This is a genomic window from Limnohabitans sp., from assembly GCF_023910625.1.
Lineage (GTDB): Bacteria > Pseudomonadota > Gammaproteobacteria > Burkholderiales > Burkholderiaceae_C > Limnohabitans_A.
The window spans coordinates 1,916,356-1,940,204 of sequence record NZ_JAAVVW010000003.1 but is presented as its reverse complement, the minus strand read 5'-3'; the positions used below and the strand labels follow the sequence as shown (position 1 = coordinate 1,940,204).

19 protein-coding genes, 5 tRNA genes and 1 pseudogene are annotated in these 23,849 nt (G+C 57.1%); 24 read left to right on the top strand and 1 reads right to left on the bottom strand.

Annotated elements, in window-relative coordinates; translation table 11 throughout:
- Positions 1–39: 39 nt before the first annotated feature.
- From trpC to HEQ17_RS12525, 20 genes are all read left to right on the top strand, one after another.
- Positions 40–828 carry an indole-3-glycerol phosphate synthase TrpC gene (gene trpC, locus HEQ17_RS12620; RefSeq protein WP_296293052.1) on the top strand — a complete coding sequence of 263 codons (789 nt, stop codon included), beginning with the start codon at positions 40–42 and terminating at the stop codon, positions 826–828.
- Positions 828–1,589 carry a uracil-DNA glycosylase gene (locus tag HEQ17_RS12615; RefSeq protein WP_296293051.1) on the top strand — a complete coding sequence of 254 codons (762 nt, stop codon included), beginning with the start codon at positions 828–830 and terminating at the stop codon, positions 1,587–1,589. Before trpC ends, HEQ17_RS12615 begins: the two co-directional genes overlap by 1 nt.
- Before the next feature lie 62 nt (positions 1,590–1,651).
- Positions 1,652–1,737, top strand: a tRNA-Tyr gene (locus HEQ17_RS12610).
- Between the two features lie 89 nt (positions 1,738–1,826).
- A tRNA-Gly gene (locus HEQ17_RS12605) sits at positions 1,827–1,900 on the top strand.
- A 29-nt stretch (positions 1,901–1,929) separates the two neighbouring features.
- Positions 1,930–2,004: transfer RNA gene (locus HEQ17_RS12600), tRNA-Thr, on the top strand.
- 73 nt (positions 2,005–2,077) lie between these two features.
- A complete protein-coding gene (gene tuf, locus HEQ17_RS12595) occupies positions 2,078–3,268 on the top strand; it encodes an elongation factor Tu (protein WP_296293050.1) in 1,191 nt (396 codons plus the stop codon).
- Positions 3,269–3,280: 12 nt separating this feature from the next.
- A tRNA-Trp gene (locus HEQ17_RS12590) sits at positions 3,281–3,356 on the top strand.
- 98 nt (positions 3,357–3,454) lie between these two features.
- On the top strand, positions 3,455–3,838 hold the full coding sequence (gene secE / locus HEQ17_RS12585; RefSeq protein WP_296293049.1) for a preprotein translocase subunit SecE: 384 nt from the start codon (positions 3,455–3,457) through the stop codon (positions 3,836–3,838).
- Positions 3,838–4,419 (top strand): transcription termination/antitermination protein NusG, encoded by a 582-nt coding sequence (nusG, locus tag HEQ17_RS12580; protein ID WP_296293048.1) that lies wholly within the window; start codon positions 3,838–3,840, stop codon positions 4,417–4,419. The genes secE and nusG overlap by 1 nt, the downstream gene beginning before the upstream one ends.
- Positions 4,420–4,539: 120 nt before the next feature.
- Positions 4,540–4,971, top strand: a complete 432-nt coding sequence (rplK, locus tag HEQ17_RS12575) for a 50S ribosomal protein L11 (RefSeq protein WP_100120361.1) — start codon at positions 4,540–4,542, stop codon at positions 4,969–4,971.
- Positions 4,972–5,667, top strand: a complete 696-nt coding sequence (gene rplA, locus HEQ17_RS12570; protein ID WP_296293047.1) for a 50S ribosomal protein L1 — start codon at positions 4,972–4,974, stop codon at positions 5,665–5,667.
- A gap of 259 nt (positions 5,668–5,926) precedes the next feature.
- Positions 5,927–6,433, top strand: a complete 507-nt coding sequence (gene rplJ / locus HEQ17_RS12565; RefSeq protein WP_296293046.1) for a 50S ribosomal protein L10 — start codon at positions 5,927–5,929, stop codon at positions 6,431–6,433.
- 40 nt (positions 6,434–6,473) lie between these two features.
- Positions 6,474–6,851 carry a 50S ribosomal protein L7/L12 gene (gene rplL / locus HEQ17_RS12560; RefSeq protein ID WP_283224761.1) on the top strand — a complete coding sequence of 126 codons (378 nt, stop codon included), beginning with the start codon at positions 6,474–6,476 and terminating at the stop codon, positions 6,849–6,851.
- Between the two features lie 300 nt (positions 6,852–7,151).
- Positions 7,152–11,276 carry a DNA-directed RNA polymerase subunit beta gene (gene rpoB, locus HEQ17_RS12555; protein WP_296293044.1) on the top strand — a complete coding sequence of 1,375 codons (4,125 nt, stop codon included), beginning with the start codon at positions 7,152–7,154 and terminating at the stop codon, positions 11,274–11,276.
- 23 nt (positions 11,277–11,299) lie between these two features.
- The gene (gene rpoC, locus HEQ17_RS12550; protein WP_296293043.1) at positions 11,300–15,514 is read left to right on the top strand and encodes a DNA-directed RNA polymerase subunit beta'; all 4,215 of its coding nucleotides are present in this window, start codon (positions 11,300–11,302) and stop codon (positions 15,512–15,514) included.
- A 100-nt stretch (positions 15,515–15,614) separates the two neighbouring features.
- Positions 15,615–17,015, top strand: a complete 1,401-nt coding sequence (rsmB, locus tag HEQ17_RS12545; protein WP_296293042.1) for a 16S rRNA (cytosine(967)-C(5))-methyltransferase RsmB — start codon at positions 15,615–15,617, stop codon at positions 17,013–17,015.
- A gap of 34 nt (positions 17,016–17,049) precedes the next feature.
- Positions 17,050–17,613 (top strand): DUF4390 domain-containing protein, encoded by a 564-nt coding sequence (locus HEQ17_RS12540; protein WP_296293041.1) that lies wholly within the window; start codon positions 17,050–17,052, stop codon positions 17,611–17,613.
- A gap of 1 nt (position 17,614) precedes the next feature.
- Complete coding sequence (locus tag HEQ17_RS12535; protein ID WP_296293040.1) at positions 17,615–19,912, top strand: ATP-binding protein; 2,298 nt, start codon at positions 17,615–17,617, stop codon at positions 19,910–19,912.
- A gap of 19 nt (positions 19,913–19,931) precedes the next feature.
- Positions 19,932–20,594, top strand: a complete 663-nt coding sequence (locus HEQ17_RS12530) for a response regulator (protein WP_296293039.1) — start codon at positions 19,932–19,934, stop codon at positions 20,592–20,594.
- Between the two features lie 56 nt (positions 20,595–20,650).
- Positions 20,651–20,726 (top strand) — tRNA-Phe (locus HEQ17_RS12525).
- Between the two features lie 80 nt (positions 20,727–20,806).
- On the opposite strand, the gene HEQ17_RS16075 is transcribed toward HEQ17_RS12525, so the two are convergent.
- Positions 20,807–21,070 carry a helix-turn-helix transcriptional regulator gene (locus HEQ17_RS16075; RefSeq protein ID WP_366938065.1) on the bottom strand — a complete coding sequence of 88 codons (264 nt, stop codon included), beginning with the start codon at positions 21,068–21,070 and terminating at the stop codon, positions 20,807–20,809.
- Between the two features lie 147 nt (positions 21,071–21,217).
- Between HEQ17_RS16075 and HEQ17_RS12520 the strand changes: the two genes are divergently transcribed.
- The 4 genes and pseudogenes from HEQ17_RS12520 to HEQ17_RS16070 all read left to right on the top strand — a co-directional run.
- Complete coding sequence (locus HEQ17_RS12520) at positions 21,218–21,682, top strand: hypothetical protein (RefSeq protein ID WP_296293038.1); 465 nt, start codon at positions 21,218–21,220, stop codon at positions 21,680–21,682.
- Positions 21,683–21,784: 102 nt separating this feature from the next.
- Positions 21,785–22,069, top strand: coding sequence for a hypothetical protein (locus HEQ17_RS12515; protein ID WP_296293037.1), 285 nt, complete (start codon positions 21,785–21,787; stop codon positions 22,067–22,069).
- Between the two features lie 38 nt (positions 22,070–22,107).
- Positions 22,108–22,659, top strand: a complete 552-nt coding sequence (locus tag HEQ17_RS12510) for a porin family protein (RefSeq protein ID WP_296293036.1) — start codon at positions 22,108–22,110, stop codon at positions 22,657–22,659.
- Positions 22,660–23,268: 609 nt separating this feature from the next.
- A pseudogene (locus tag HEQ17_RS16070) lies at positions 23,269–23,817 on the top strand (hypothetical protein); the annotation flags it as partial.
- Positions 23,818–23,849: the final 32 nt, after the last annotated feature.

The following is a 23,849-nucleotide window of genomic DNA, read 5'->3' as shown; positions in this document are numbered from 1 at the left end:
GAAAAACGGTGCCACCGAGCCCGCACAGGAAGTAAAACCATGAGTGACATCCTCGACAAAATTGTCGCCGTCAAACGCGAAGAAGTGGCTGCGGCCCTGAAGCAAAAATCACTGGCCGTGGTGCGCGCCGATGCCGAAAGCCGCGTGCTGACCCGTGACTTCGAAGGCGCGATGCGTGCCAAGATCGCCGCCGGCCAAGCTGCGGTGATCGCCGAAATCAAAAAGGCCAGCCCTTCAAAAGGCGTGCTTCGCGCAGACTTCATCCCGGCCGACATCGCCCAAAGCTATGCCGAGCATGGCGCAGCGTGCTTGTCTGTTTTAACGGACAAGCAATTTTTTCAGGGCAGCGTGGATTTCCTCAAGCAAGCCCGTGCCAGCTGCGACCTGCCGGTGCTGCGCAAGGATTTCATGATCGATGCTTATCAGGTCTACGAAGCCCGGGCCATGGGGGCCGACGCCATCTTGCTGATTGCTGCCTGCCTGGACGATGCCCACATGGCCGAGATGGAGGCGGTGGCCCGCACTCTGGACATGGCCGTGCTGGTGGAGGTGCACAACCGGGCTGAGTTGGATCGAGCCCTGAAGCTGAAAACCCGGCTGGTGGGCATCAACAACCGCAACCTTAAAACCTTTGAGGTGTCCCTGCAGACCACGCTGGACATGTTGCCCGATGTACCGGTCGACCGTTTGTTGGTCACCGAAAGCGGTATTCAAACCCCGGAAGATGTCCTGCAGATGCGCGAGGCGAAAGTCAATGCATTTTTGGTGGGTGAGGCCTTCATGCGTTCTGGTGAGCCCGGCGAGGCGCTGTCCAAACTGTTTGCCTGATGTCCCGTATGCTGGTTCAGCAGAGTCTGGCGTTGGGAGACGGGCCCTGGGTGGCCGATCGTTTGCTGGGCTGGCCCCCTGAGCTGCAAAAACTGGATGAGGGGTGGCGGACGCATGTGGTCGAGTTTTTGGCCTCGGCGGTTGGGCGCGCCTTGTCTGAGCGATTGACCGAGGCCCTGAATTCAGGGGCCATCGTTTATCCACCAGATCCTTTTCGGGCGCTGAGCTTGACCCCACTGAACCAGGTGCGTGTGGTGATTCTGGGTCAAGACCCTTACCACGGACCGGGCCAAGCAGAAGGATTGGCCTTTTCGGTGGCCTCTGGGGTGCGCTTGCCACCCAGTTTGCGCAATATTTTCAAGGAGTTGCAGCAAAGTCTGGGTGTGATGATGCCCGCTAACGGCTCACTGGTGCGCTGGGCAAGGCAAGGGGTCTTGCTGCTCAACACTTGTCTGACGGTACAAGACGGGCAAGCGGCCAGCCATGCGCGGTGGGGATGGGAGACTTTGAGCGATGAGCTGGTCAAAACTGTCGCCCAAAGTTCTACGCCAGTGGTGTTCATGTTGTGGGGTGCACAGGCTCAGGCCAAAAAGACATTGATTGCACAATCCGCAAATTCGGGTAAGCATTTGGTATTGCTGGCCAATCACCCTTCTCCTCTTTCGGCCTTGCGACATCCAGTGCCCTTTTTAGGCTGCGATCATTTTGTTCGGGCCAATGCCTTTCTGGAGGAATGCGGCGGAAAAGCCATCGACTGGTGAAAATTTTGTGAGCCGTCTTGCGGGGTGTCGCAAAAAGATGGCATAATATAAGACTCGCTTCTGGAGGGGTGCCCGAGTGGCTAAAGGGGGCAGACTGTAAATCTGTTGGCTTACGCCTACACTGGTTCGAATCCAGTCTCCTCCACCAGCAAACTGGCCAAAAAACCGGATTGATCAGAGCAATTGGAAATGGTTTCCAAGCATTGGCAATGCATCCTTTTGTGCTTTGCATACAGTGCGGGAGTAGTTTAATGGTAGAACCTTAGCCTTCCAAGCTAATGACACGGGTTCGATTCCCGTTTCCCGCTCCAGTCTGCCGGTGAGTTTGTCAGATGTTTTCGCCCTTGTGGCTCAGTGGTAGAGCACTCCCTTGGTAAGGGAGAGGTCGCGGGTCCGATTCCCGCCAAGGGCACCAGTTTTGGGGCGTACATCGCAAGCTGTGCGCCCTCTGTTTTGGTTGTTGACCGCTACTTTTCGGAGTCGAAGATATGGCAAAAGAGAAATTTGAACGGACCAAGCCCCACGTCAACGTGGGCACCATCGGTCACGTTGACCACGGCAAGACCACCCTGACTGCCGCCATCACCACCGTGTTGGCTGCCAAGTTCGGCGGTGCTGCCAAGGCGTACGACCAGATCGACGCTGCACCCGAAGAAAAAGCCCGTGGTATCACGATCAACACCGCCCACGTTGAGTACGAGACGGCCAACCGTCACTACGCCCACGTGGACTGCCCTGGCCACGCTGACTATGTGAAGAACATGATCACCGGTGCTGCCCAGATGGACGGCGCTATTTTGGTGTGCTCCGCAGCTGACGGCCCTATGCCTCAGACCCGTGAGCACATCCTGTTGGCCCGTCAGGTGGGCGTGCCTTACATCATCGTGTTCCTGAACAAGTGCGACATGGTCGACGACGCTGAGTTGCTCGAGCTGGTCGAGATGGAAGTGCGCGAGTTGTTGTCCAAGTACGACTTCCCAGGCGACGACACCCCCATCATCCAGGGTTCTGCCAAGTTGGCCCTCGAAGGCGACAAAGGCCCATTGGGCGAAGAAGCCATCATGAAGCTGGCCGATGCGCTGGACACTTACATCCCTACGCCTGACCGCGCAGTGGACGGTGCTTTCCTGATGCCCGTGGAAGACGTGTTCTCCATCTCTGGCCGCGGCACCGTGGTGACGGGTCGCATCGAGCGCGGTATCGTCAAAGTCGGTGAAGAAATCGAAATCGTCGGTATCAAAGACACCGTCAAGACCACTTGCACAGGCGTTGAGATGTTCCGCAAGCTGCTGGACCAAGGTCAAGCGGGCGACAACGTCGGTATCTTGTTGCGCGGCACCAAGCGCGAAGACGTCGAGCGCGGCCAAGTGCTGTGCAAGCCCGGCTCGATCAAGCCGCACACCCACTTCACGGGCGAGATCTATGTTTTGTCCAAAGACGAAGGTGGCCGTCACACGCCATTCTTCAACAACTACCGTCCACAGTTTTACTTCCGTACGACGGATGTGACGGGCGCGATCGAGTTGCCAGAAGGCAAAGAGATGGTGATGCCGGGTGACAACGTGTCGATCACTGTGAAGTTGATCAACCCCATTGCGATGGAAGAAGGCCTGCGCTTTGCCATCCGCGAAGGCGGCCGCACGGTTGGCGCTGGCGTCGTTGCCAAGATCATCGCTTAAACAATTTGACGTAGGGGTATAGCTCAATTGGCAGAGCGTCGGTCTCCAAAACCGAAGGTTGTAGGTTCGATTCCTACTGCCCCTGCCACCTGAAAAGGTGCATTTCCAAGCCCGCTAGACCCTAGCGGGCTTCCTTGTCTGATAAGAGTCCTCATCCAATGGGGCTCAACAAAGGTTTCAAGCCGTATGGCAACGTCTGAAGTTCAAACAGTCAACTCCGCTGGCGACAAAATACGATTGGCCTTGGTCGGTGTTTTGGTGCTGGCAAGCTTCGTTGCTTATTACTTCCTCGCTGCTCAAGACGCCTGGGTGCAGTGGGCGGGTCTGCTGGTGGGTTTGGTGGCTGCGCTGGTGCTCTACTTCACATCGGAGTCTGGTCGGCAACTGGTGGCTTTTGGTCGCGAAGCCGTGCGAGAGACCAAGAAAGTGGTTTGGCCAGAACGTAAAGAAGCCCTTCAGGTCACGTTGTATGTTTTCGCATTTGTGGTGGTGATGGCGCTGTTCCTGTGGCTCACCGACAAAACTCTGGAATGGGTTTTTTACGATCTGATTCTTGGGTGGAAAAAATAATGAACGATGTTGTCATCAATGCGCCATTGGCGGGCTCTTCGACCAACCCGGACCTGAAGTGGTACGTGGTGCATGCTTATTCGGGTATGGAAAAAGCGGTTGAGCGCAACATCGTTGAGCGAATTACCCGCTTGGGGATGGAATCCAAGTTTGGGCGCATCCTGGTGCCCACCGAAGAAGTGGTGGAAATCAAGAACGGTCAAAAGCGCACGACAGAGCGCAAGTTTTTTCCTGGCTATGTGCTGGTGGAAATGGTCATGGACGACGAGAGTTGGCACCTGGTCAAGCACACCAACAAAGTCACCGGCTTTGTGGGTGGTGCCAAGAACCGTCCCGCCCCCATCTCCGAAGCCGATGTCGCCAAAATTGTCAACCAGATGCAAGAAGGCACTGACAAACCACGTCACAAGGTGGAGTTTGAAGTGGGTGAATACATCCGCGTCAAGGAAGGCCCTTTCACCGACTTCAATGGCACGGTGGAAGAGGTCAATTACGAGCGCAACAAAATGCGTGTTTCGGTGACCATTTTTGGTCGCGCTACGCCGGTTGAGTTGGAGTTTGGGCAAGTCGAAAAGACCTGACCTGTACCGTTTTCTGTTTGGTGCTTACCGACTCGGTGCCAAACAATATCTCAGAGTCGTCAACCCCGGGGAGCTCAAGCGCGATGCGTCTTGAGCGATTGAACCCGAAAGGAGAAAAGCATGGCGAAAAAAATCGTCGGCTTCATCAAGCTGCAAGTGCCAGCTGGTAAAGCCAATCCATCACCACCTATTGGTCCTGCTTTGGGTCAACGTGGTTTGAACATCATGGAATTCTGCAAGGCGTTCAACGCCCAGACCCAAGGCGTCGAGCCAGGCCTGCCTTTGCCTGTGGTCATCACAGCGTTTGCAGACAAGTCCTTTACCTTCATCATCAAAACACCGCCAGCGGCCACTTTGATCAAGAAGTCCTTGAAGCTTGACAAGGCTTCGACCAAGCCAGGTTTGGAAAAAGTGGGCAAGATCACCCGCGCCCAGCTGGAAGAAATCGCCAAAACCAAGATGAAAGACCTGACTGCAGCCGACATGGACGCTGCCGTTCGCACCATCGCTGGTACTGCCCGTTCCATGGGCGTGAATGTGGAGGGCGTGTAAATGTCCAAACTCACCAAGAAACAAAAAACCCTCGTGGGCAAAGTGGACAGCCTGCGGCTGTACGCATTGGCCGAGGCATTGACCATGGTCAAGGAGTGCGCAACTGCCAAGTTTGACGAGTCCATCGACGTGGCGGTTCAACTTGGCATTGATGCCAAGAAATCCGACCAAGTGGTTCGTGGCGCTGTCGTGTTGCCTAACGGCACAGGCAAAACCGCTCGCGTGGCCGTGTTCGCCCAAGGCGCCAAAGCTGAAGAAGCCAAAGCCGCCGGTGCAGACGTGGTCGGCATGGACGACCTGGCAGCTCGCGTCAAAGCGGGCGACATGCCTTTTGACGTGGTGATCGCTGCGCCTGACGCCATGCGCGTTGTGGGTACTTTGGGTCAGATTTTGGGTCCACGTGGCCTGATGCCTAACCCCAAAGTCGGCACCGTGACACCCGATGTGGCGACTGCTGTGCGCAATGCCAAAGCCGGTCAAGTTCAATTCCGTGTGGACAAAGCCGGTATCGTGCACGGCACGATCGGTCGCCGCTCGTTCGACACCGACAAGCTGCAGGGCAACCTGGCCGCTTTGGTTGAGGCCTTGGTCAAAGCCAAGCCCGCGACCAGCAAAGGTGTTTACCTGCGCAAAATCGCGGTGTCTTCAACCATGGGTGTGGGCGTTCGCGTCGACACACAATCCATCGCAGCTTGATTGCGATAAAAATTTGAGCCATCCGAAAGGCTGGCTCAATGTGGTGGGCTGCAGCCCTTTCCAAAGGACTGCAGGCCATCCAAGACCGTTGGCGCACACACCGCTGTGCTTAATCAACAAACCCACAAGTTCGCTTGAAGGTTTGGGCCAACGCAGATGGCGATCCCACTGCAGATGGATGAAAGTTCAAAAACAGTTGGTCGCTGCAAATAGGCGTGTTCAAGGGGGAACCCGGCAAACACATATAAAGGAGTAGACCTTGAGTCTGAATCGCAGTGAGAAAGAAGCGGTCATTTCCGAAGTGACCGAACTCGCCGCTAAAGCTCAAACGCTGGTGATGGCGGAGTACCGTGGCATCACGGTCGCTGACATGACAAACCTGCGCGTCAAAGCTCGCAGCGTGGGCGTTTCGCTGAGCGTGTTGAAAAACACCTTGGCCCGCCGTGCTGTGACTGGAACGCAGTTTGAAGTTGTCGCCGATCAGATGACCGGACCGCTGATCTATGGCTTCTCTGAAGATGCAGTTGCTGCCGCTAAAGTGGTGGCAGACTTCGCGAAAACCAACGACAAGTTGGTCATACGCGCAGGTGCATTTGCAGGCAAGGCCCTGGACGTCAACGGCGTGAAGCAATTGGCAAACATCCCTTCGAAAGAAGTGTTGTTGGCTCAGTTGTGTGGCTTGCTGATGTCGCCAATGTCCCGCACCGCTGTGGTGTTGGGTGCTCTGGCGGCCAAAAAAGGCGAAGGCGAAGCTGTTGCCGCTTAAGGCCGGCGTTCGTGTTTTAACCAATTGTTAGGAAATCAAAATGGCATTCGATAAAGACGCATTTTTGACCGCGCTGGACAGCATGACGGTCATGGAACTCAACGACCTGGTGAAAGCCATCGAAGAGAAATTTGGTGTGAGCGCTGCTGCTATGGCCGCTCCTGCTGCTGGTGGCGCTGCTGCTGGTGGTGCTGCAGCCGAAGAGAAGACCGACTTCAACGTCGTTCTGGTCGAAGCTGGTGCCAACAAAGTGTCCGTGATCAAGGCCGTTCGCGAAATCACGGGTCTGGGCTTGAAAGAAGCCAAAGACCTGGTGGATGGCGCTCCCAAGGCGGTCAAAGAAGGCCTGCCAAAAGCTGACGCTGAAGCTGCCAAGAAAAAGCTGGAAGAAGCTGGCGCCAAGGCCGAACTCAAGTAAATCGGTTTTGTTCCAAGGCTGGAGTGCCCGAAAGGGCCTCCAGCCTTTGGTGATTGAAGAGCACAACGAAAAGTAGATTTCAAAAGTCTGCTTTCCAGTGTTTTAGCGAAACACCGGTAAGCGGATTGAACCCAGTCTGCTTTCCAGTGTTTTCTGACCCGACTGCAGAAAACCCTTGGTTCGGGTTGCGTGCAATGCGCAATCGTCCGCCAACGCTGGTAGAGGCCAGCCGCCAAGACCGCTGAACGAGCTAGAAACTCGCTCAGCACTCAGTTCTGAAAGATCAAGCCCGGAGATCTCATGGCCTATTCCTACACCGAACGCAAGCGAATCCGCAAAAGTTTCGGCAGCCGCGAAAGCGTGCTCGAAGTTCCTTACCTGCTGCAAATGCAAAAAGACGCCTACACGTCTTTCTTGCAAGCAGGTGTTGTTTCATCCAAGCGCACCCACGAGGGCCTGCAAGCCGCATTCGAGTCGGCTTTCCCGATCGTGTCTCACAACGGTTTTGTGGAGATGAAATTCATCGAATACAACCTGGCCAAACCAGCGTTTGATGTGCGCGAATGCCAGACCCGTGGTCTGACCTTCGCGTCGGCTGTGCGTGCTCGGGTACAACTCATCATTTACGACCGCGATTCGTCGACTTCTCAAAACAAAGTGGTCAAGGAAGTCAAAGAGCAAGAGGTCTACATGGGCGAAGTGCCTTTGATGACCGACAAAGGCTCATTCATCATCAACGGAACCGAGCGCGTGATCGTGTCTCAGTTGCACCGCTCGCCGGGTGTGTTTTTCGAGCACGACAAGGGCAAGACCCACAGCTCGGGCAAGCTGCTGTTCAGCGCACGCATCATCCCTTACCGCGGATCATGGCTTGACTTCGAATTCGACCCGAAAGACATCCTGTATTTCCGCGTTGATCGTCGCCGCAAAATGCCGGTGTCAATCCTGCTCAAGGCGATCGGCCTCAATCCAGAATCCATTCTGGCCAACTTCTTCGTCAACGACAATTTCCGTTTGATGGACAGCGGTGCACAAATGGAATTTGTGGCCGAGCGTCTGCGCGGCGAAGTGGCTCGTTTCGACATCACCGACAAGTCTGGCAAAGTCGTGGTGGCCAAAGACAAGCGCATCACCGTTCGTCACACCCGCGAACTTGAACAATCAGGCACGACGCACATCAGCGTGCCCGAAGACTTCCTGATTGGCCGTGTGGTAGCCCGCAGCATCGTTGAAGCCGACACTGGCGAAATCATTGCCAAGGCCAACGAAGAGCTGACTGAAGCATTGCTCAAGAAGTTGCGCAGCGCAGGTATTCAAGACCTGCCATGCATTTACACCAACGAACTCGACCAGGGCGCGTACATTTCACAAACCCTGCGCATCGACGAAACGGTGGACGAATTTGCGGCGCGCGTAGCCATCTACCGCATGATGCGCCCAGGCGAGCCGCCCACAGAAGACGCGGTTCAGGCCCTCTTCCAGCGTTTGTTCTACAACCCCGACACCTACGATCTGTCGCGCGTGGGTCGCATGAAGTTCAACGCCCGTGTGGGTCGTGGCGAGTCCACAGGGCCCATGGTGCTGTCAAACGAGGACATCTTGGCCGTGGTCAAGATCCTGGTGGACCTGCGAAACGGCAATGGCGAAGTCGATGACATCGACCACTTGGGCAACCGCCGCGTGCGATGCGTGGGCGAATTGGCCGAGAACCAGTACCGCACAGGTCTGGCGCGCATTGAGAAAGCTGTCAAAGAACGTTTGGGTCAAGCCGAGCAAGAGCCGCTCATGCCGCATGACCTGATCAACTCCAAACCGATTTCGGCAGCCTTGAAGGAATTCTTTGGCGCGTCCCAGTTGTCGCAGTTCATGGATCAGACCAACCCGCTGGCCGAGATCACCCACAAGCGTCGCGTGTCGGCCTTGGGTCCGGGTGGTTTGACTCGCGAGCGTGCAGGTTTTGAAGTGCGTGACGTGCATGTGACCCATTACGGTCGCGTCTGCCCGATCGAGACGCCAGAAGGTCCGAACATCGGCTTGATCAACTCGTTGGCCTTGTACGCCCGCCTGAACGAATACGGCTTCATTGAAACACCTTACCGCCGCGTGGTGAGTGGCAAAGTCACGATGGATATCGACTACCTGTCGGCCATCGAAGAAGGCAAATACGTCATCGCCCAAGCCAACGCCACGTTGAACAAAGAAGGCAAGCTGACCGGTGACTTGGTGTCGGCCCGTGAAAAGGGTGAATCCATTTTGTGTGGTGCCGAGCGCATCCAGTACATGGACGTGTCGCCAGCCCAGATCGTATCGGTGGCGGCCTCTTTGGTGCCTTTCCTCGAGCACGACGATGCTAACCGTGCCTTGATGGGTGCGAACATGTCGCGTCAGGCCGTGCCTGTGCTGCGTCCTGAAAAGCCCATGGTCGGCACCGGTATCGAGCGTGTTGCAGCGGTCGACTCCGGCACCGTGGTCACGGCCACACGCGGCGGCATCGTTGACTACGTCGATGCGACCCGCATTGTGATCCGTGTGAACGACGCAGAAGCACTGGCTGGCGAAGTGGGAGTGGACATCTACAACCTGATCAAGTACCAGCGTTCCAACCAGAACACCAACATCCACCAGCGCCCCATCGTCAAACGCGGCGACAAGCTGGCCAAGGGTGACGTGATTGCCGATGGCGCATCGACCGATCTGGGCGAAATCGCCATCGGTCAGAACATGCTGATCGCCTTCATGCCCTGGAACGGCTACAACTTCGAAGACTCGATCTTGATTTCTGAGCGTGTGGTGTCGGAAGACCGCTACACCTCGATCCACATCGAAGAACTCGTGGTCATGGCCCGAGACACCAAGTTGGGCGCCGAAGAAATTTCTCGCGACATCCCCAACCTGTCTGAGCAGCAGCTGGGTCGTTTGGACGATTCCGGCATCATCTACGTGGGTGCAGAAGTGCAGCCTGGCGATGTGTTGGTGGGCAAGGTCACACCCAAGGGCGAGACCACCCTCACGCCTGAAGAGAAACTGCTGCGCGCCATCTTCGGCGAAAAAGCCAGCGATGTGAAAGACACCTCACTGCGCGTGGACCAAGGTTCGCAAGGCACCGTGATCGACGTGCAGGTTTTCACCCGCGAAGGCATCGTGCGCGACAAGCGCGCCCAGCAGATCATCGACGACGAACTCAAGCGGTTCCGTTTGGATCTGAACGACCAGCTGCGCATCGTGGAAGCCGACGCGTTTGACCGTATCGAAAAATTGCTGGTGGGCCGCGTGGCCAACGGCGGTCCACAAAAGCTCGCCAAAGGCACCAAGATCGACAAGGCCTACATGGGTTCTGTCGAGAAATTCCACTGGTTCGACATTCGACCAGCCGAGGACGATGTGGCCATGCAACTCGAGTCCATCAAAAATTCGCTGGAGCAAACCCGTCACAGCTTCGACCTGTCTTTTGAAGAAAAGCGCAAAAAACTCACCCAAGGCGACGAGTTGCCCGCAGGCGTGCTCAAGATGGTCAAGGTCTACCTGGCAGTCAAGCGTCGTTTGCAACCCGGTGACAAGATGGCCGGTCGCCACGGCAACAAAGGTGTGGTCTCCAAGATCGTGCCGGTCGAAGACATGCCCTTCATGGCCGACGGCACTCCCGCTGACATCGTGCTCAACCCGCTGGGCGTGCCTTCCCGCATGAACGTGGGTCAGGTGCTCGAAGTCCACCTGGGCTGGGCCGGCAAAGGCATTGGCCAACGCATTGGCAACATGCTGCAAGCCGAAACCCAGCGCATGGAAAAGATTGCCGAATTGCGCAAGCTGTTCGAGCAGCTGTACAACAAAATGGGCCGCAAGGAAGACTTGTCGCAATTGACCGACGACGAAGTGTTGGCCATGGCCGATAACCTCAAAGAAGGTTTCCCCTTTGCCACGCCCGTTTTCGATGGTGCTGCCGAAGAAGAAATCCGCGCCATGCTGCACCTGGCTTACCCAGACGACTTGGCCAAAGCCAAGGGCCTGACCGCCACACGCACACAGGCCAACTTGTTTGACGGCCGCACAGGCGACGCCTTTGACCGCCCCACCACCATTGGCTACATGCACTTCTTGAAATTGCACCACTTGGTGGATGACAAGATGCATGCCCGATCGACCGGTCCTTACAGCTTGGTCACACAGCAGCCGCTGGGTGGCAAGGCGCAGTTCGGTGGTCAGCGTTTCGGTGAGATGGAAGTGTGGGCGCTGGAAGCGTACGGCGCCTCTTACGTTTTGCAAGAGATGCTCACCGTCAAGTCCGACGACGTGCAGGGCCGCACCAAGGTTTACGAAAGCATTGTCAAAGGCGAACACTCTATCGAAGCGGGCATGCCCGAGTCGTTCAACGTGCTGGTCAAGGAAATCCGTTCGCTGGGCCTTGACATCGAGCTCGAGCGTTCTTAATTCGCAGGCAAAGGATTCAAACCATGAAATCACTACTCGACCTGTTCAAGCAGTTCACGCCCGATGACCACTTCGATGCGATCCGCATCGGCTTGGCATCACCCGAAAAAATCCGTTCGTGGTCATTCGGTGAAGTGAAAAAGCCCGAAACCATCAACTACCGCACCTTCAAACCCGAGCGCGATGGACTCTTTTGCGCCAAGATTTTTGGCCCCATCAAAGACTACGAATGCCTGTGCGGCAAATACAAGCGCCTCAAGCACCGCGGTGTCATCTGCGAAAAGTGCGGCGTTGAAGTCACACAAACCAAAGTGCGTCGCGAGCGCATGGGCCACATCGATCTGGCCGCACCTTGCGCCCACATCTGGTTCCTCAAGTCATTGCCATCGCGTTTGGGCTTGGTGCTCGACATGACACTGCGCGACATCGAACGCGTGTTGTACTTTGAAGCCTACGTGGTGACCGATCCCGGCATGACACCACTCAAGAAGTTCAGCATCATGAGCGAGGATGATTACGATGCCAAGGTCAAGGAATACGGTGACGAATTCCAGGCCAAGATGGGCGCCGAAGGCATCAAGGAATTGCTTCAAGGCATCGACATCGAAAGCGAAATCGATCGCTTGCGTGGCGATTTGACAGGCTCCGAACTGAAGGTTAAGAAAAATTCCAAGCGCCTCAAGGTGCTCGAAGCGTTCAAGAAATCGGGCATCAAGCCCGAGTGGATGGTGCTCGAAGTGCTGCCTGTGTTGCCACCGGATCTGCGCCCCTTGGTGCCGCTGGACGGCGGACGTTTTGCAACCTCCGACCTGAACGACCTGTACCGCCGGGTCATCAACCGCAACAGCCGTCTGCGCCGCTTGCTGGAGCTCAAGGCCCCCGAGATCATCGCCCGCAACGAAAAGCGCATGTTGCAAGAAGCCGTGGACAGCTTGCTGGACAACGGCCGCCGCGGCAAGGCCATGACTGGTGCCAACAAGCGCGCCCTCAAGTCGCTGGCCGACATGATCAAAGGCAAGAGCGGTCGTTTCCGTCAGAACTTGCTGGGCAAGCGCGTGGACTACTCTGGTCGTTCCGTGATCACCGTGGGCCCAACCCTCAAACTACACCAGTGCGGTTTGCCCAAGTTGATGGCCATCGAGCTGTTCAAGCCCTTCATCTTCGCGCGCCTCGAAGCCATGGGCATCGCGACCACCATCAAGGCTGCCAAGAAAGAAGTCGAAGCCGGCACCCCGGTGGTGTGGGACATTCTGGAAGAGGTCATCAAAGAGCACCCTGTGATGCTCAACCGTGCGCCCACACTTCACCGTTTGGGTATCCAGGCCTTTGAGCCTTTGCTGATCGAAGGCAAAGCCATTCAGTTGCACCCCCTCGTATGCGCGGCATTCAACGCCGACTTCGACGGTGACCAGATGGCCGTTCACGTCCCTCTGTCGGTGGAAGCCCAGATGGAAGCCCGCACCTTAATGCTGGCCTCCAACAACATCTTGTTCCCGGCTTCGGGCGAACCCTCCATCGTCCCCTCACAAGACGTGGTGCTGGGTCTGTACTACGCCACGCGAGACCGGATCAACGCCAAGGGCGAAGGCCTGATCTTCTCCGACATCGGTGAAGTGCAACGTGCGCTCGACGCTGATGCCGTGGAGTTGACAGCCAAGATCAACGTTCGCATGACCGAATGGACCAAAGACAAAGCCACGGGTGAATTCACATCGTCAGTGTCGATGGTGCAAACCACTGTGGGCCGCGCATTGTTGTCCGAGATCCTGCCCAAGGGCTTGCCGTTCAGCAACCTGAACAAGGCGCTCAAGAAGAAAGAAATCTCCAAGCTGATCAACACTTCTTTCCGTAAGTGCGGTTTGAAGGAGACAGTGGTGTTCGCCGACAAGCTGTTGCAAAACGGTTTTCGTCTGGCCACACGTGCCGGCATCTCGATCGGTATCGACGACATGTTGGTGCCACCAGAAAAGCCAGCCATCATTGAAGCGGCCGAGAAAGAAGTACGTGACATTGAACAGCAATACGTCTCCGGTCTTGTGACCGCTGGCGAGCGCTACAACAAAGTGGTGGATATCTGGGGCAAGGCTGGTGACGTCGTCTCGAAAGTGATGATGGACCAACTGCGCAAAGAGAAGACTGTCGATCGCCACGGCAATGAAGTCGATCAGGAATCGTTCAACTCGATTTACATGATGGCCGACTCCGGTGCCCGTGGTTCTGCGGCGCAGATTCGGCAGCTGGCTGGCATGCGTGGCCTGATGGCCAAGCCCGACGGCTCCATCATCGAGACCCCCATCACGGCGAACTTCCGTGAAGGTCTCAACGTGTTGCAGTACTTCATCTCAACGCACGGTGCACGGAAGGGCTTGGCCGACACGGCTTTGAAGACCGCCAACTCAGGTTACCTGACACGCCGACTGGTGGACGTGACACAAGACCTGGTGGTGACCGAGCTCGATTGCGGCACTTCTGATGGTTCACTGATGCGTGCCATCGTTGAAGGCGGTGAAGTCATCGAATCGCTGCGCGACCGCATCTTGGGTCGCACGGTGGCCGAAGACGTGTTGCACCCCGAAAATCGCTCGGTGCTGGCTGCTGCTGGTGTGATGCTGGACGAAGACCTCATCGACGAACTCGAAGCCGCAGGCGTTGACGAAGTCAAAGTGCGCACCGCATTGACTTGCGCCACACGTTTCGGCTTGTGCGCTAAGTGCTACGGCCGCGATCTGGGTCGTGGCGGCCTGGTCAATAACGGCGAAGCCGTGGGCGTCATCGCTGCACAGTCGATTGGCGAACCCGGTACGCAGTTGACCATGCGCACCTTCCACATTGGTGGTGCGGCCTCGCGTGCGGCAGTGGCCTCCAGCGTGGAAGCCAAGTCCAACGGCGCGATTGGCTTCAATGCCACGATGCGTTATGTGACCAACAGCAAAGGCGAGTTGGTGGTGATTTCCCGTTCAGGCGAAATCGTGATCAGTGAACACGGCCGTGAACGTGAGCGCCACAAGGTGCCCTACGGTGCGATCCTGTCGGTCAAGGCCGACCAGTCGATCAAGGCCGGCACAATTTTGGCCACTTGGGACCCGTTGACCCGTCCCATCATCACCGAATTTGCCGGTCAGGTGAAGTTTGAAAACATCGAAGAAGGCCTGACCGTGGCCAAGCAACTTGATGAAGTGACGGGTCTGTCCACGCTGGTGGTCATCGACCCCAAGCGACGTGGTGCCGCCAAGGTGGTGCGCCCTCAGGTCAAGTTGATCGATGCTGCAGGCAAAGAAGTCAAGATTCCCGGCACCGACCACTCGGTGACCATTGGCTTCCAAGTGGGTTCGCTGATCCAGGTGCGCGACGGCATGGATGTGGGTCCAGGCGAAGTGCTGGCCCGTATCCCGGTGGAAGGTCAAAAGACCCGAGACATCACCGGCGGTTTGCCCCGTGTGGCCGAACTTTTTGAAGCCCGCACACCCAAAGACAAAGGCATGCTGGCCGAGATCACCGGAACCGTGTCGTTTGGTAAAGAGACCAAAGGCAAGGTCCGCTTGCAGATCACTGACCCTGATGGCAAAGTCTGGGACGAACTGATCCCCAAAGAGAAGAACATCCTGGTGCACGAAGGCCAGGTGGTCAACCAGGGAGAAAGCATTGTGGACGGCCCTGCCGACCCACAAGACATCCTGCGCCTTTTGGGTATCGAAGAGCTGGCCCGTTACATCGTCGATGAGGTGCAGGACGTTTACCGCCTGCAAGGCGTGAAGATCAACGACAAACACATTGAAGTGATTGTTCGTCAAATGCTGCGCCGAGTGGTGGTCGAGAACACTGGAGACTCCAACTACATCGCCGGTGAACAGGTGGAGCGCTCCGAAATGCTCAACACCAACGACGCACTGCAGCGCGATGGCAAAACCCCTGCAACCTTCAGCAACTTGTTGCTGGGCATCACCAAGGCATCCTTGTCGACCGACTCGTTCATCTCCGCCGCCTCCTTCCAGGAAACGACCCGCGTGTTGACCGAAGCAGCCATCATGGGCAAGCGCGACGAACTGCGAGGCCTGAAGGAAAACGTGATTGTCGGTCGCTTGATTCCTGCGGGTACCGGACTGGCTTATCACCAGGCGCGCAAGGTCAAGGACGCTATGGATGACGCCGAGCGTCGCGCCATTGCCGAAGCCGAAGCAGCAGACCTTGCAGGTGGGGCGGCAGAAGACGCCGTCACCGACGCAGGCGGAGCCGCCTGATCGACCCAGTCACCGACCCTCCGGTGACTTTCAACAGCCCCTGTACCACCGCGTGTTCAGGGGCTGTTTCATTTTGCAGAAGGCATGCACGACGCACACCATGACCCCACAGCCTCGCCCACCCAAGCCGAGCGCCAAAACCGCAACGGCGCATCAACCGCCGCAGCAGGCACCTGGACTTCAGCATCCAACGCTACCGCTGTGGCAATTGCTGCAAGCCACAGCGTCGGTGGTCCAGTCCGTGCGGGGGGGACGTTCCTTGACGCCCGCCATCGAGGCCGTGGCCGGCCCGATCCGTCCAGCGGTGCAATCCCTGTCCTTCCTGGTCATGCGCCAGTGGGGTCGAGCCATCGCCCTGCGTGAGCGACTGGCCAGCAAAGCCCCGCCACCAGCAGCTGATGCCCTGTTGTGCACAGCTTTGGCATTGGCTTGGCAGGGTGAGGATGCACCCTATCCGGTGCACACCCTGGTCAACCAAGCGGTTGAAGCGGCGCGACAACAAAGAACAACACAGGCACAAAGCGGCTTCATCAACGCTTGTTTGAGGCGGTTTATGCGTGAGCGTGGAGCCCTGGTGCTTGCCACCGATACAGACCCACAGGCCTTGTGGAATCACCCGCGTTGGTGGGTGGAGCGCTTGCAACTTGAATACCCAGCCCACTGGCAAGCCCTGTTGAAGATGGCCCAGCAACCTGCTCCGATGAGTTTACGCATCGACCCACGACATCACAGTGTGAGCGAATACCAATCCAGACTGCAGGCCCTGGGCTTGCCATCCAAAGCCGTTGGGGCCAGTGGCCTGCAGCTGGCCAAGGCTGTGCCGGTGCACCAACTGCCCGGATTTTTCGAAGGACATGTATCGGTTCAAGATGCGGCTGCCCAGGTGGCTGCTCCTTTGCTGCTGCAGGGGCGCCAAGCCGACAAGCCATGGCGAATTCTGGACGCCTGTGCCGCGCCCGGCGGCAAAACCGGTCATTTACTGGTCTGTTACCCGCAAGCTCGTGTGCTGGCACTGGATGTGGATGCGACCCGTTGCCAGCGGATTGGCCAAAACCTGCAACGCTTGGGCGTGCACGCCGAGGTGCGTGCCGCAGATGCAGCCCAGCCAGCCACCTGGTGGGATGGCGAGGCCTTTGATGCCATTTTGCTGGACGCGCCCTGCACCGCATCAGGCATTGTGCGCAGACACCCTGACGTGCGCTGGCTGCGAAGGCCAGGCGACAGCGCTCAACTGGCGCGCACCCAGGCCCAACTGCTCCAGACTTTGTGGCCACTCCTGAAACCCGGTGGCCGATTGCTCTATTGCACCTGTTCGGTCTTCCGGTCAGAGGGTGATGAAACCGTGCAAGCGTTTCTTCAGCACAACACCAATGCACAATTGCTGCCCTCTCCTGGCCATTTGATACCGGGTCAGGCCCCCACAGGTCTTCCGGTCGTGGACAATGCATTGGGTGAACACGATGGGTTTTATTACGCACTGCTGGAAAAAGACCGGACATGAGCTGCTACGCAGCCTTGTACGGCTGGTGTGCCTGATGTCGCTGGCACTGCCAGGGGCGGCTTGGGCACAAAACGCGAACATTGAATTGACCGAGCTCAAGGCGGAGCGGGACAATGGCAGTCTGCTGCTCCATGCCCAACTGGCCTTGGAGTTGGGGCCAGCCCTCGAAGACGCCCTGGTCAAAGGCGTGGCCCTGCATTTCGTGGCGGAGGCAGAAGTCCTGCGGGATCGCTGGTATTGGACCGACGCCACAATAGGTGCTGCCAGCCGATATTACCGATTGGCTTTTCAGCCCCTGACGCGGCGCTGGAGACTGAATGTCTCCAACGAGCCGATCTCAAGTGCCGGTTTGGCAGGCAGCATTTCCCAAAGCTTTGAAACCCTGGGTGAAGCCTTGGGCGTCATACGCCGACAGTCGGCCTGGAAGCTGGTTGATATGCAAACCCTCAGCCCAGATGCTCGGCAACGCATTCGCTACAACTTCAAGCTGGATGTCTCGCAATTGCCCCGGCCATTTCAAATCGCCTCAGGGGGTCAGTCCGACTGGAATTTGCAGGTCAGTAAAACACTCCGGTTAAGTCCGGATCTGGTGCGCTGAAATGGCCTGGCCCAAGGCCTATCGCCAAAAAATCTCCAGCCTGCCCAAAGGGGCCAGCCGCTGGTTGGTGTTGGTGGGAGCACTCAGCTCGGGCTTGATTGGTTTGGGCCTGCTGGTGTTGATGACGCAGGCCACCGACAACACCGAAAACTTCAATCAAAACTACCAATGGCTGGTCATCACCAATGCAGTGGTGGCCAGTGGACTGCTGCTGACCATTTTGTGGGGCACTGTTCGGCTCTGGATTCGGTTTCGCCAAGGGCAGTTTGGTTCCCGCTTGCTGGTTAAGCTGGCGGGCATCTTTGCCCTGGTCGGCGTGGTGCCTGGTGTGCTGGTCTACGTGGTGTCATACCAATTTGTCTCGCGCTCCATTGAAAGCTGGTTCGACATCAAAGTCGAGGCAGCGCTGGTGGCTGGCCTGGGCCTGGGCAGGGCCACGCTGGACACCCTGAGCGACGATCTGGCCAAAAAAGCCAAAGCCGCTGCAGCCAACCTGGCAGAAACCAACGAATCGAACTCCGCATTGGCGGTCGAAAGAATCCGTTCACAACTAGACGCCAGCGAGGTGGCCATCTGGACATTGGAAGGACGCATGGTGGCCAGCGCCGCACAGGTCCCATTTCAAATCCAATCCGAACGGCCAAGCGCGATGCAATTCAAGCAAGCCCGAAAACAAACCAGCCTGGCCTGGTTTGACGGTCTGGATGAATCCGCCTCAGGGGCGGACAAAGGACTCATCAAAGTGCTGGTGCTGATCCCGCAATGGAGCCTGGCGCTTGATGAAGACAGGCGGTTGCTGCAAGTCGTACAAGTCCTTCCGCCCACCCTGGTCAACAACGCCCTGGAGGTACAGGCGGCCTATCGCGAATACCAGGAACGCGCCTTGGCCCGTGAAGGCCTGCAACGCATGTACATTGGCACCCTCACCCTGAGCCTGTTCTTGGCGGTCTTGGGGGCCATTTTGTTGGCCGTCTTGCTCGGCAAGCAGCTGGCGCGCCCACTGCTGCTGTTGGCCGATGGCATGCGCCAAGTGGCTGCAGGCGATCTGCGTCCCAAATTGGCGCTGCAAGGCAAAGACGAGTTGGGAGGCTTGACCCGATCCTTTGCCGACATGACCCAACAACTGGCAGATGCACGGGCCCACATCGAGCACAGCTTGAGCCAACTGGATCAAGCCAGAAGCAAGCTGCAAACCATTTTGGACAACCTCACAGCAGGAGTCATGGTGGTCGATGCAGACGGCCAAATCCAGTCGGCCAATCCAGGGGCCACCCGCATCCTGCGCGTGCCTGTGGCTGCACACGAGGGACAAAGCCTGCTGAGCTTGCCCGGACTGCAGGAGTTTGCAAAAGGGGTGGCTGAACAGTTCGGCGCGTTGGGGGCGGACACCGGAGCGCACGAGTTGGACCATTGGCAAAAATCGTTTGAAATCCACGCCTCTGGTCAGGGGCTGAGCCAAACCGGTGTGGCCCTGCTTGCGCGCGGTGCTGTGCTGCCAGATGGCATGCGCCTGCTGGTGTTTGATGACATCTCGGAAATCGTCTCAGCCGAACGAGCGCAGGCTTGGGGTGAAGTCGCGCGAAGACTGGCGCATGAAATCAAGAACCCACTCACCCCGATTCAGCTGTCAGCCGAGCGATTGCAGCGTCGATTGACAGGAAAACTCGACACCCGCGACGAAGCCGTACTGACCAAATCCGTCACAACCATCGTCAACCAGGTGGATGCGATGAAGCGATTGGTCAACGAATTCAGGGATTACGCCCGGCTGCCATCGGCCGAGCTCAAACCCTTGCAAATCAATGACCTCATAACAGACATCCTGGCTTTGTACGCCAGCGAGGCACAAGATGACATGACACTCACCAAAGTCCTCGCCGAGCTCGATCCGGTTTGTCCACTCATCCTGGGTGACGAGCAGCAAATCAGACAAGTCATTCACAACCTGGTACAAAACGCGCAAGACGCCTGCGAAACACGCAGCGATGGCCCGTTCAAGCCAAGTGTTCACTTGCGCACGGAGTGGCGAGCCACGCGACAACGCGTGCGCTTGACCGTGACCGATTCAGGGCCTGGCTTTGCCCCCAACATCCTCCAGCGGGCCTTTGAGCCCTATGTCACCACCAAAGCCAAAGGGACAGGATTGGGCCTGGCGGTGGTGAAAAAAATAGCCGACGAACACGCCGCCAGGATCGAAATCGGCAACCTGCTGGAAGAGGGCGAAATCAAAGGGGCGCAAGTCTCGTTATCATTCGCAGTTGTGCAAGAAGCACAAGGGCTCAATACGCCCACTTCATGAACAGAGACAAGACAGGCATATGGCAAATATTTTGGTGGTGGACGACGAGCTGGGCATTCGCGATCTGCTCTCCGAGATCCTCTTTGACGAGGGGCACCAGGTAGAACTCGCCGAGAACGCCGCCCAGGCCCGCGAGGCCAGACAAAGCATGCGACCTGACCTGGTCTTGCTGGACATCTGGATGCCCGACACCGACGGCGTCAGCCTACTCAAGGAGTGGGCCACATCGGGCTTGCTGACCATGCCCGTGATCATGATGAGCGGCCATGCCACCATCGACACCGCCGTCCAGGCCGTCAAAATCGGGGCACACGCGTTTCTCGAAAAACCTATCACCCTGCAAAAACTCCTCAAGGCCGTTGAGCAAGGACTGGCACGAGACCAAGTGCAAAAAGCCATGCGGGCCGCCGCACCGCAACCGCCCCCCGGCACCCTGTCCATGTCGGTGGTGGTGACCAGTGAGACGACAATCACCCCCGATGTTCAACAAAGCTTTGAGTTGGATCGCCCATTGCGAGAAGCCCGAGACGCTTTCGAAAAAGCCTACTTCGAATTCCATTTGGCACACGAAGGCGGCTCCATGACGCGAGTAGCCGAAAAAACAGGGCTTGAGCGAACCCACCTCTACAGAAAACTCAAGCAACTGGGCGTTGACTTGTCGCGCAGCAAACGCACCAGCTGATGAGCGGCCGCGCCCGTCGATAGACGGCATTTACCCTGATATAATTCGACGCTTGCGGCCCGGTAGCTCAGTTGGTAGAGCAGCGGATTGAAAATCCGCGTGTCGGCAGTTCGATTCTGCCCCAGGCCACCAAAATTGAAACCCCATTGGTTCACTCCAGTGGGGTTTTCTATTTTCTGGCTCCGGATGTCAGGCTTGTGCCATGTGGGCCATCAGTGCCCCGACCTTGTGTTTACGTGCCTTGCTCGGAATTTTGTGCAGCGCCAGCAATAGGTCTGCAATGTCTTGTTCCTCGCAATACATATAGGGTGGGGTACTTCCAGAACATCAGCCAGCAGCTTGACCGTGGCAAACGGTGGTTCGTGGACACCAAGCTCGTATCGGCTGATTCGTGCTCTTGCACTGGATTCGTCCAAGCCAATCGCTACACCTACTTTTTCCTGAGCAAGACCCAAAGCCTCACGACGTTCGCGCATACGGCGACCGACGATAGAGATGGCTGATAGCTTGTCCTGCATGTCACGAGTTTCGTGACGGTGGTTAAAATTGTCGTCACGTAATTCGTGACAAACGATTTGTCAAGTGCTACACGTTCATCTTGGTCAGGTTCTTTGGAGAAACCTATGCGTAAGAGGCTCAAGCAAATTGGTGAGGGTGCCCAAAAGGGGCTGGGTGCTGCCGCTGTCCTGGTTGGTGATATGAATGGTGACGGCAAGGTAGATGCACAAGATGCCCGAATCGCTGCGGAATGGGCGAAGAAACAAGCGACAGGACTGGGCGAGGAGGCCGCACGACTAGGGAAGACTGCGCTCAGGTCTGATCTCGCCAAAGATTCTGCTACGGGTGCAGCGATTGGTGCAGCAATTGCAATTCCCGTTCCATTGATCGGCCCTGCCGTTGGTGCTGCCATTGGCGCAACGATTGGTGCCTATCGCAATCTGACTGGCATTAAAGAGCTATCGAACATGGACGCAGCGAAACAGCCGGACATCCATGCTGGCCTGCTCAAACTGCAAGACCTGCGCGAAAAAGGCATTCTGAGCGAAGAGGAATTCCTACGCGAAAAGACCAAGCTGCTTGATTATTAAATTGATTCATCGTTGAAAGAAAGGGAGTCTGTTGAAACGTGAAATTGCTTGATTTCCAGTCGATTGCCAACTCATGAAAGGAGAGCTATGAGAGGGGTTTTGATGCTGATGTTTGCCAGTGTTTTGGCGGGGTGCGGTGACTCTGATGTGTCGGCAATAAAAGGAGCCGTAAAGGAGCGACTGATTGATCCTGACTCTGTGAAATTTGGCAGCACAAGAATCGGAGAAGCGGGTGTTGAAGCGTGCATCGAATACAACGCGAAAAACCGAATGGGTGGCTATGGCGGTCAAAAGGTGGCCTATGCGTCGAAGTCGCCGGAAGGTTGGAAGGTCCGGGATATGGATAAGCACCCCGATTTCTGTCCGATCAGCGGCAAAACATATTGAATTGGGCCGCAAGCCAACAACACGAAAGGGAAAGCAAAATGCAAATATCTATGAAATCCGTGGCACTCGCTGCAAGCATGACCATGGCATCAGTGCAGGTGCTGGCGCAGGTGTACGGTGAAATCGGCTACCAAGCCATCACAATCAAGTCCACCGTCAACGGCAACGATGTGCAATCTAAGCCCGATGCTGTCGTTGGCTACATTGGCTATGACCTACACGACAATTTGGCAATCGAAGGCTCATTGAGTCTTGGCGTTGGCAGTGCAGACACAACGGTCAATGGGGCAAGCCAACGCAATCCTGTCAGCACAAAAATCAACCACGGCTATGGCATCTTTTTGAAACCTAAAGTGAGGGTGAATGAGTCGGTGGAACTCTTCGGACGCTTGGGGTATGCCCAAGGTAAAAGCACATCCTCGACTGTGACTGTCTCAAGCTCAGAAACGAAATCAGATTGGGCGTATGGCCTTGGTGTGAGTTATGCCCTACGCACCAAGACGTACCTGAGTGCGACGTGGATGCGGTTGTATGACAAAGACAGCACCAAAAGCAACGGTCTGACCGTCGGCGTGGGCTACAAGTTCTGATCGGCGCAATCGACGCGCTGCAGCGCACTAAACCCCACAACACCCGCCCTGGAGCAATCCTCGGCGGGTTTTTCTTGTGCGCCCAGCATGGGCGCGCACCTGCGGGAGCAAGTCCCGCTGCGAGCTGGTCACAGTGAGCAAAGTCAAGCGCAACTGCGTGAGGGCGACCGAGTGTGGGAAGGAAGCGTGGAGCGTAAATCGCGAGCCGATGAACAAGAACCGCATAGAAGGCGCTGCCTAGCAGGGCGAGTGGGCAAGAAACCACGAAGCTCTTGTGACCAAGGCGAAGCGGCGTAGATGCGGCGGTTGTGCGATGAAGGTGTGCGACCCTTACCTGGGGAGATCTCGCCTTGCGTCTGAAAGGGCGACGGCTTTGCCGGAGTGAGAAGTCAGCAGAGGTCGTAGTAGCGGCAGTACGAGGCCCACAAGGCCGGAGGGAGACCGTGAAGGACCGAACGAGAGTGAGAGTCTGAGGACGTGCAAAGCTGCAAGGCCATGCGTCAGATGCTGGGGTGACCTGGGCGGGTGGGCGTAGCGTACGGTGAAGCCGGGCGTGATCCCATCAGCGACGAAGCTGGAGGTACGTTGCATGAGCACCGAGACACGGGGATGGACAGGTTCAAGGCTGAGCACAGGCGGCTCACTGAGGACCTGCCCATGAACCTCAAGCTCTCGAACCGCCCGGTGCGGACCCGCATGCCGGGTGGTGTGGCAGGGGCGGCGAGGGTGTACAGCTCCTGGGTCGATAGCTGCCCATTGACCTACACAAGCCCCAATGCACCCAGCAAACAGGATATCTTGGGCACATGGCTGCTGGCGATACTGGCAGGGCACAACCGCTACGCCCACATCACCGGGCTGCGCGGCGACATCAAGCCGATGTTCGGAAAACAAAGCGGGGCTGAGGTCAGCTACAACCCACACAAACCCGGGCGCCCGAGCCACGCACTGCACACATACTGGGTTGGCAACCTGCGCTTGGTGCTGGACGTTGTCGACTGCCCCGGCAAAGAGCACAGCGCGGCCAAAGCGCGGCCTGGTCTGATCGGCGTACTGGAAAAGCTCACGCCCCAGCAGCGTCCGGCCTTGGTCCGAGGCGACTGCGGCTTTGGCAACGAACCCTTTATCGCCGAGCTGGAGGAGCGAGCCCAGCCCTACCTGTTCAAGCTGCGCCAGAGCGTGAGATTTTG

What these genes read in the sequence shown, in the direction of transcription:
- trpC (WP_296293052.1), top strand. Translation starts at nt 40, where the DNA reads ATGAGTGACATCCTCGACAAAATTGTCGCCGTCAAACGCGAAGAAGTG.
- HEQ17_RS12615 (WP_296293051.1), top strand. Translation starts at nt 828, where the DNA reads ATGTCCCGTATGCTGGTTCAGCAGAGTCTGGCGTTGGGAGACGGGCCC.
- tuf (WP_296293050.1), top strand. Translation starts at nt 2,078, where the DNA reads ATGGCAAAAGAGAAATTTGAACGGACCAAGCCCCACGTCAACGTGGGC.
- secE (WP_296293049.1), top strand. Translation starts at nt 3,455, where the DNA reads ATGGCAACGTCTGAAGTTCAAACAGTCAACTCCGCTGGCGACAAAATA.
- nusG (WP_296293048.1), top strand. Translation starts at nt 3,838, where the DNA reads ATGAACGATGTTGTCATCAATGCGCCATTGGCGGGCTCTTCGACCAAC.
- rplK (WP_100120361.1), top strand. Translation starts at nt 4,540, where the DNA reads ATGGCGAAAAAAATCGTCGGCTTCATCAAGCTGCAAGTGCCAGCTGGT.
- rplA (WP_296293047.1), top strand. Translation starts at nt 4,972, where the DNA reads ATGTCCAAACTCACCAAGAAACAAAAAACCCTCGTGGGCAAAGTGGAC.
- rplL (WP_283224761.1), top strand. Translation starts at nt 6,474, where the DNA reads ATGGCATTCGATAAAGACGCATTTTTGACCGCGCTGGACAGCATGACG.
- rpoB (WP_296293044.1), top strand. Translation starts at nt 7,152, where the DNA reads ATGGCCTATTCCTACACCGAACGCAAGCGAATCCGCAAAAGTTTCGGC.
- rpoC (WP_296293043.1), top strand. Translation starts at nt 11,300, where the DNA reads ATGAAATCACTACTCGACCTGTTCAAGCAGTTCACGCCCGATGACCAC.
- rsmB (WP_296293042.1), top strand. Translation starts at nt 15,615, where the DNA reads ATGACCCCACAGCCTCGCCCACCCAAGCCGAGCGCCAAAACCGCAACG.
- HEQ17_RS12540 (WP_296293041.1), top strand. Translation starts at nt 17,050, where the DNA reads ATGTCGCTGGCACTGCCAGGGGCGGCTTGGGCACAAAACGCGAACATT.
- HEQ17_RS12535 (WP_296293040.1), top strand. Translation starts at nt 17,615, where the DNA reads ATGGCCTGGCCCAAGGCCTATCGCCAAAAAATCTCCAGCCTGCCCAAA.
- HEQ17_RS12530 (WP_296293039.1), top strand. Translation starts at nt 19,932, where the DNA reads ATGGCAAATATTTTGGTGGTGGACGACGAGCTGGGCATTCGCGATCTG.
- HEQ17_RS16075 (WP_366938065.1), bottom strand. Translation starts at nt 21,070, where the DNA reads ATGCGCGAACGTCGTGAGGCTTTGGGTCTTGCTCAGGAAAAAGTAGGT.
- HEQ17_RS12520 (WP_296293038.1), top strand. Translation starts at nt 21,218, where the DNA reads ATGCGTAAGAGGCTCAAGCAAATTGGTGAGGGTGCCCAAAAGGGGCTG.
- HEQ17_RS12515 (WP_296293037.1), top strand. Translation starts at nt 21,785, where the DNA reads ATGCTGATGTTTGCCAGTGTTTTGGCGGGGTGCGGTGACTCTGATGTG.
- HEQ17_RS12510 (WP_296293036.1), top strand. Translation starts at nt 22,108, where the DNA reads ATGCAAATATCTATGAAATCCGTGGCACTCGCTGCAAGCATGACCATG.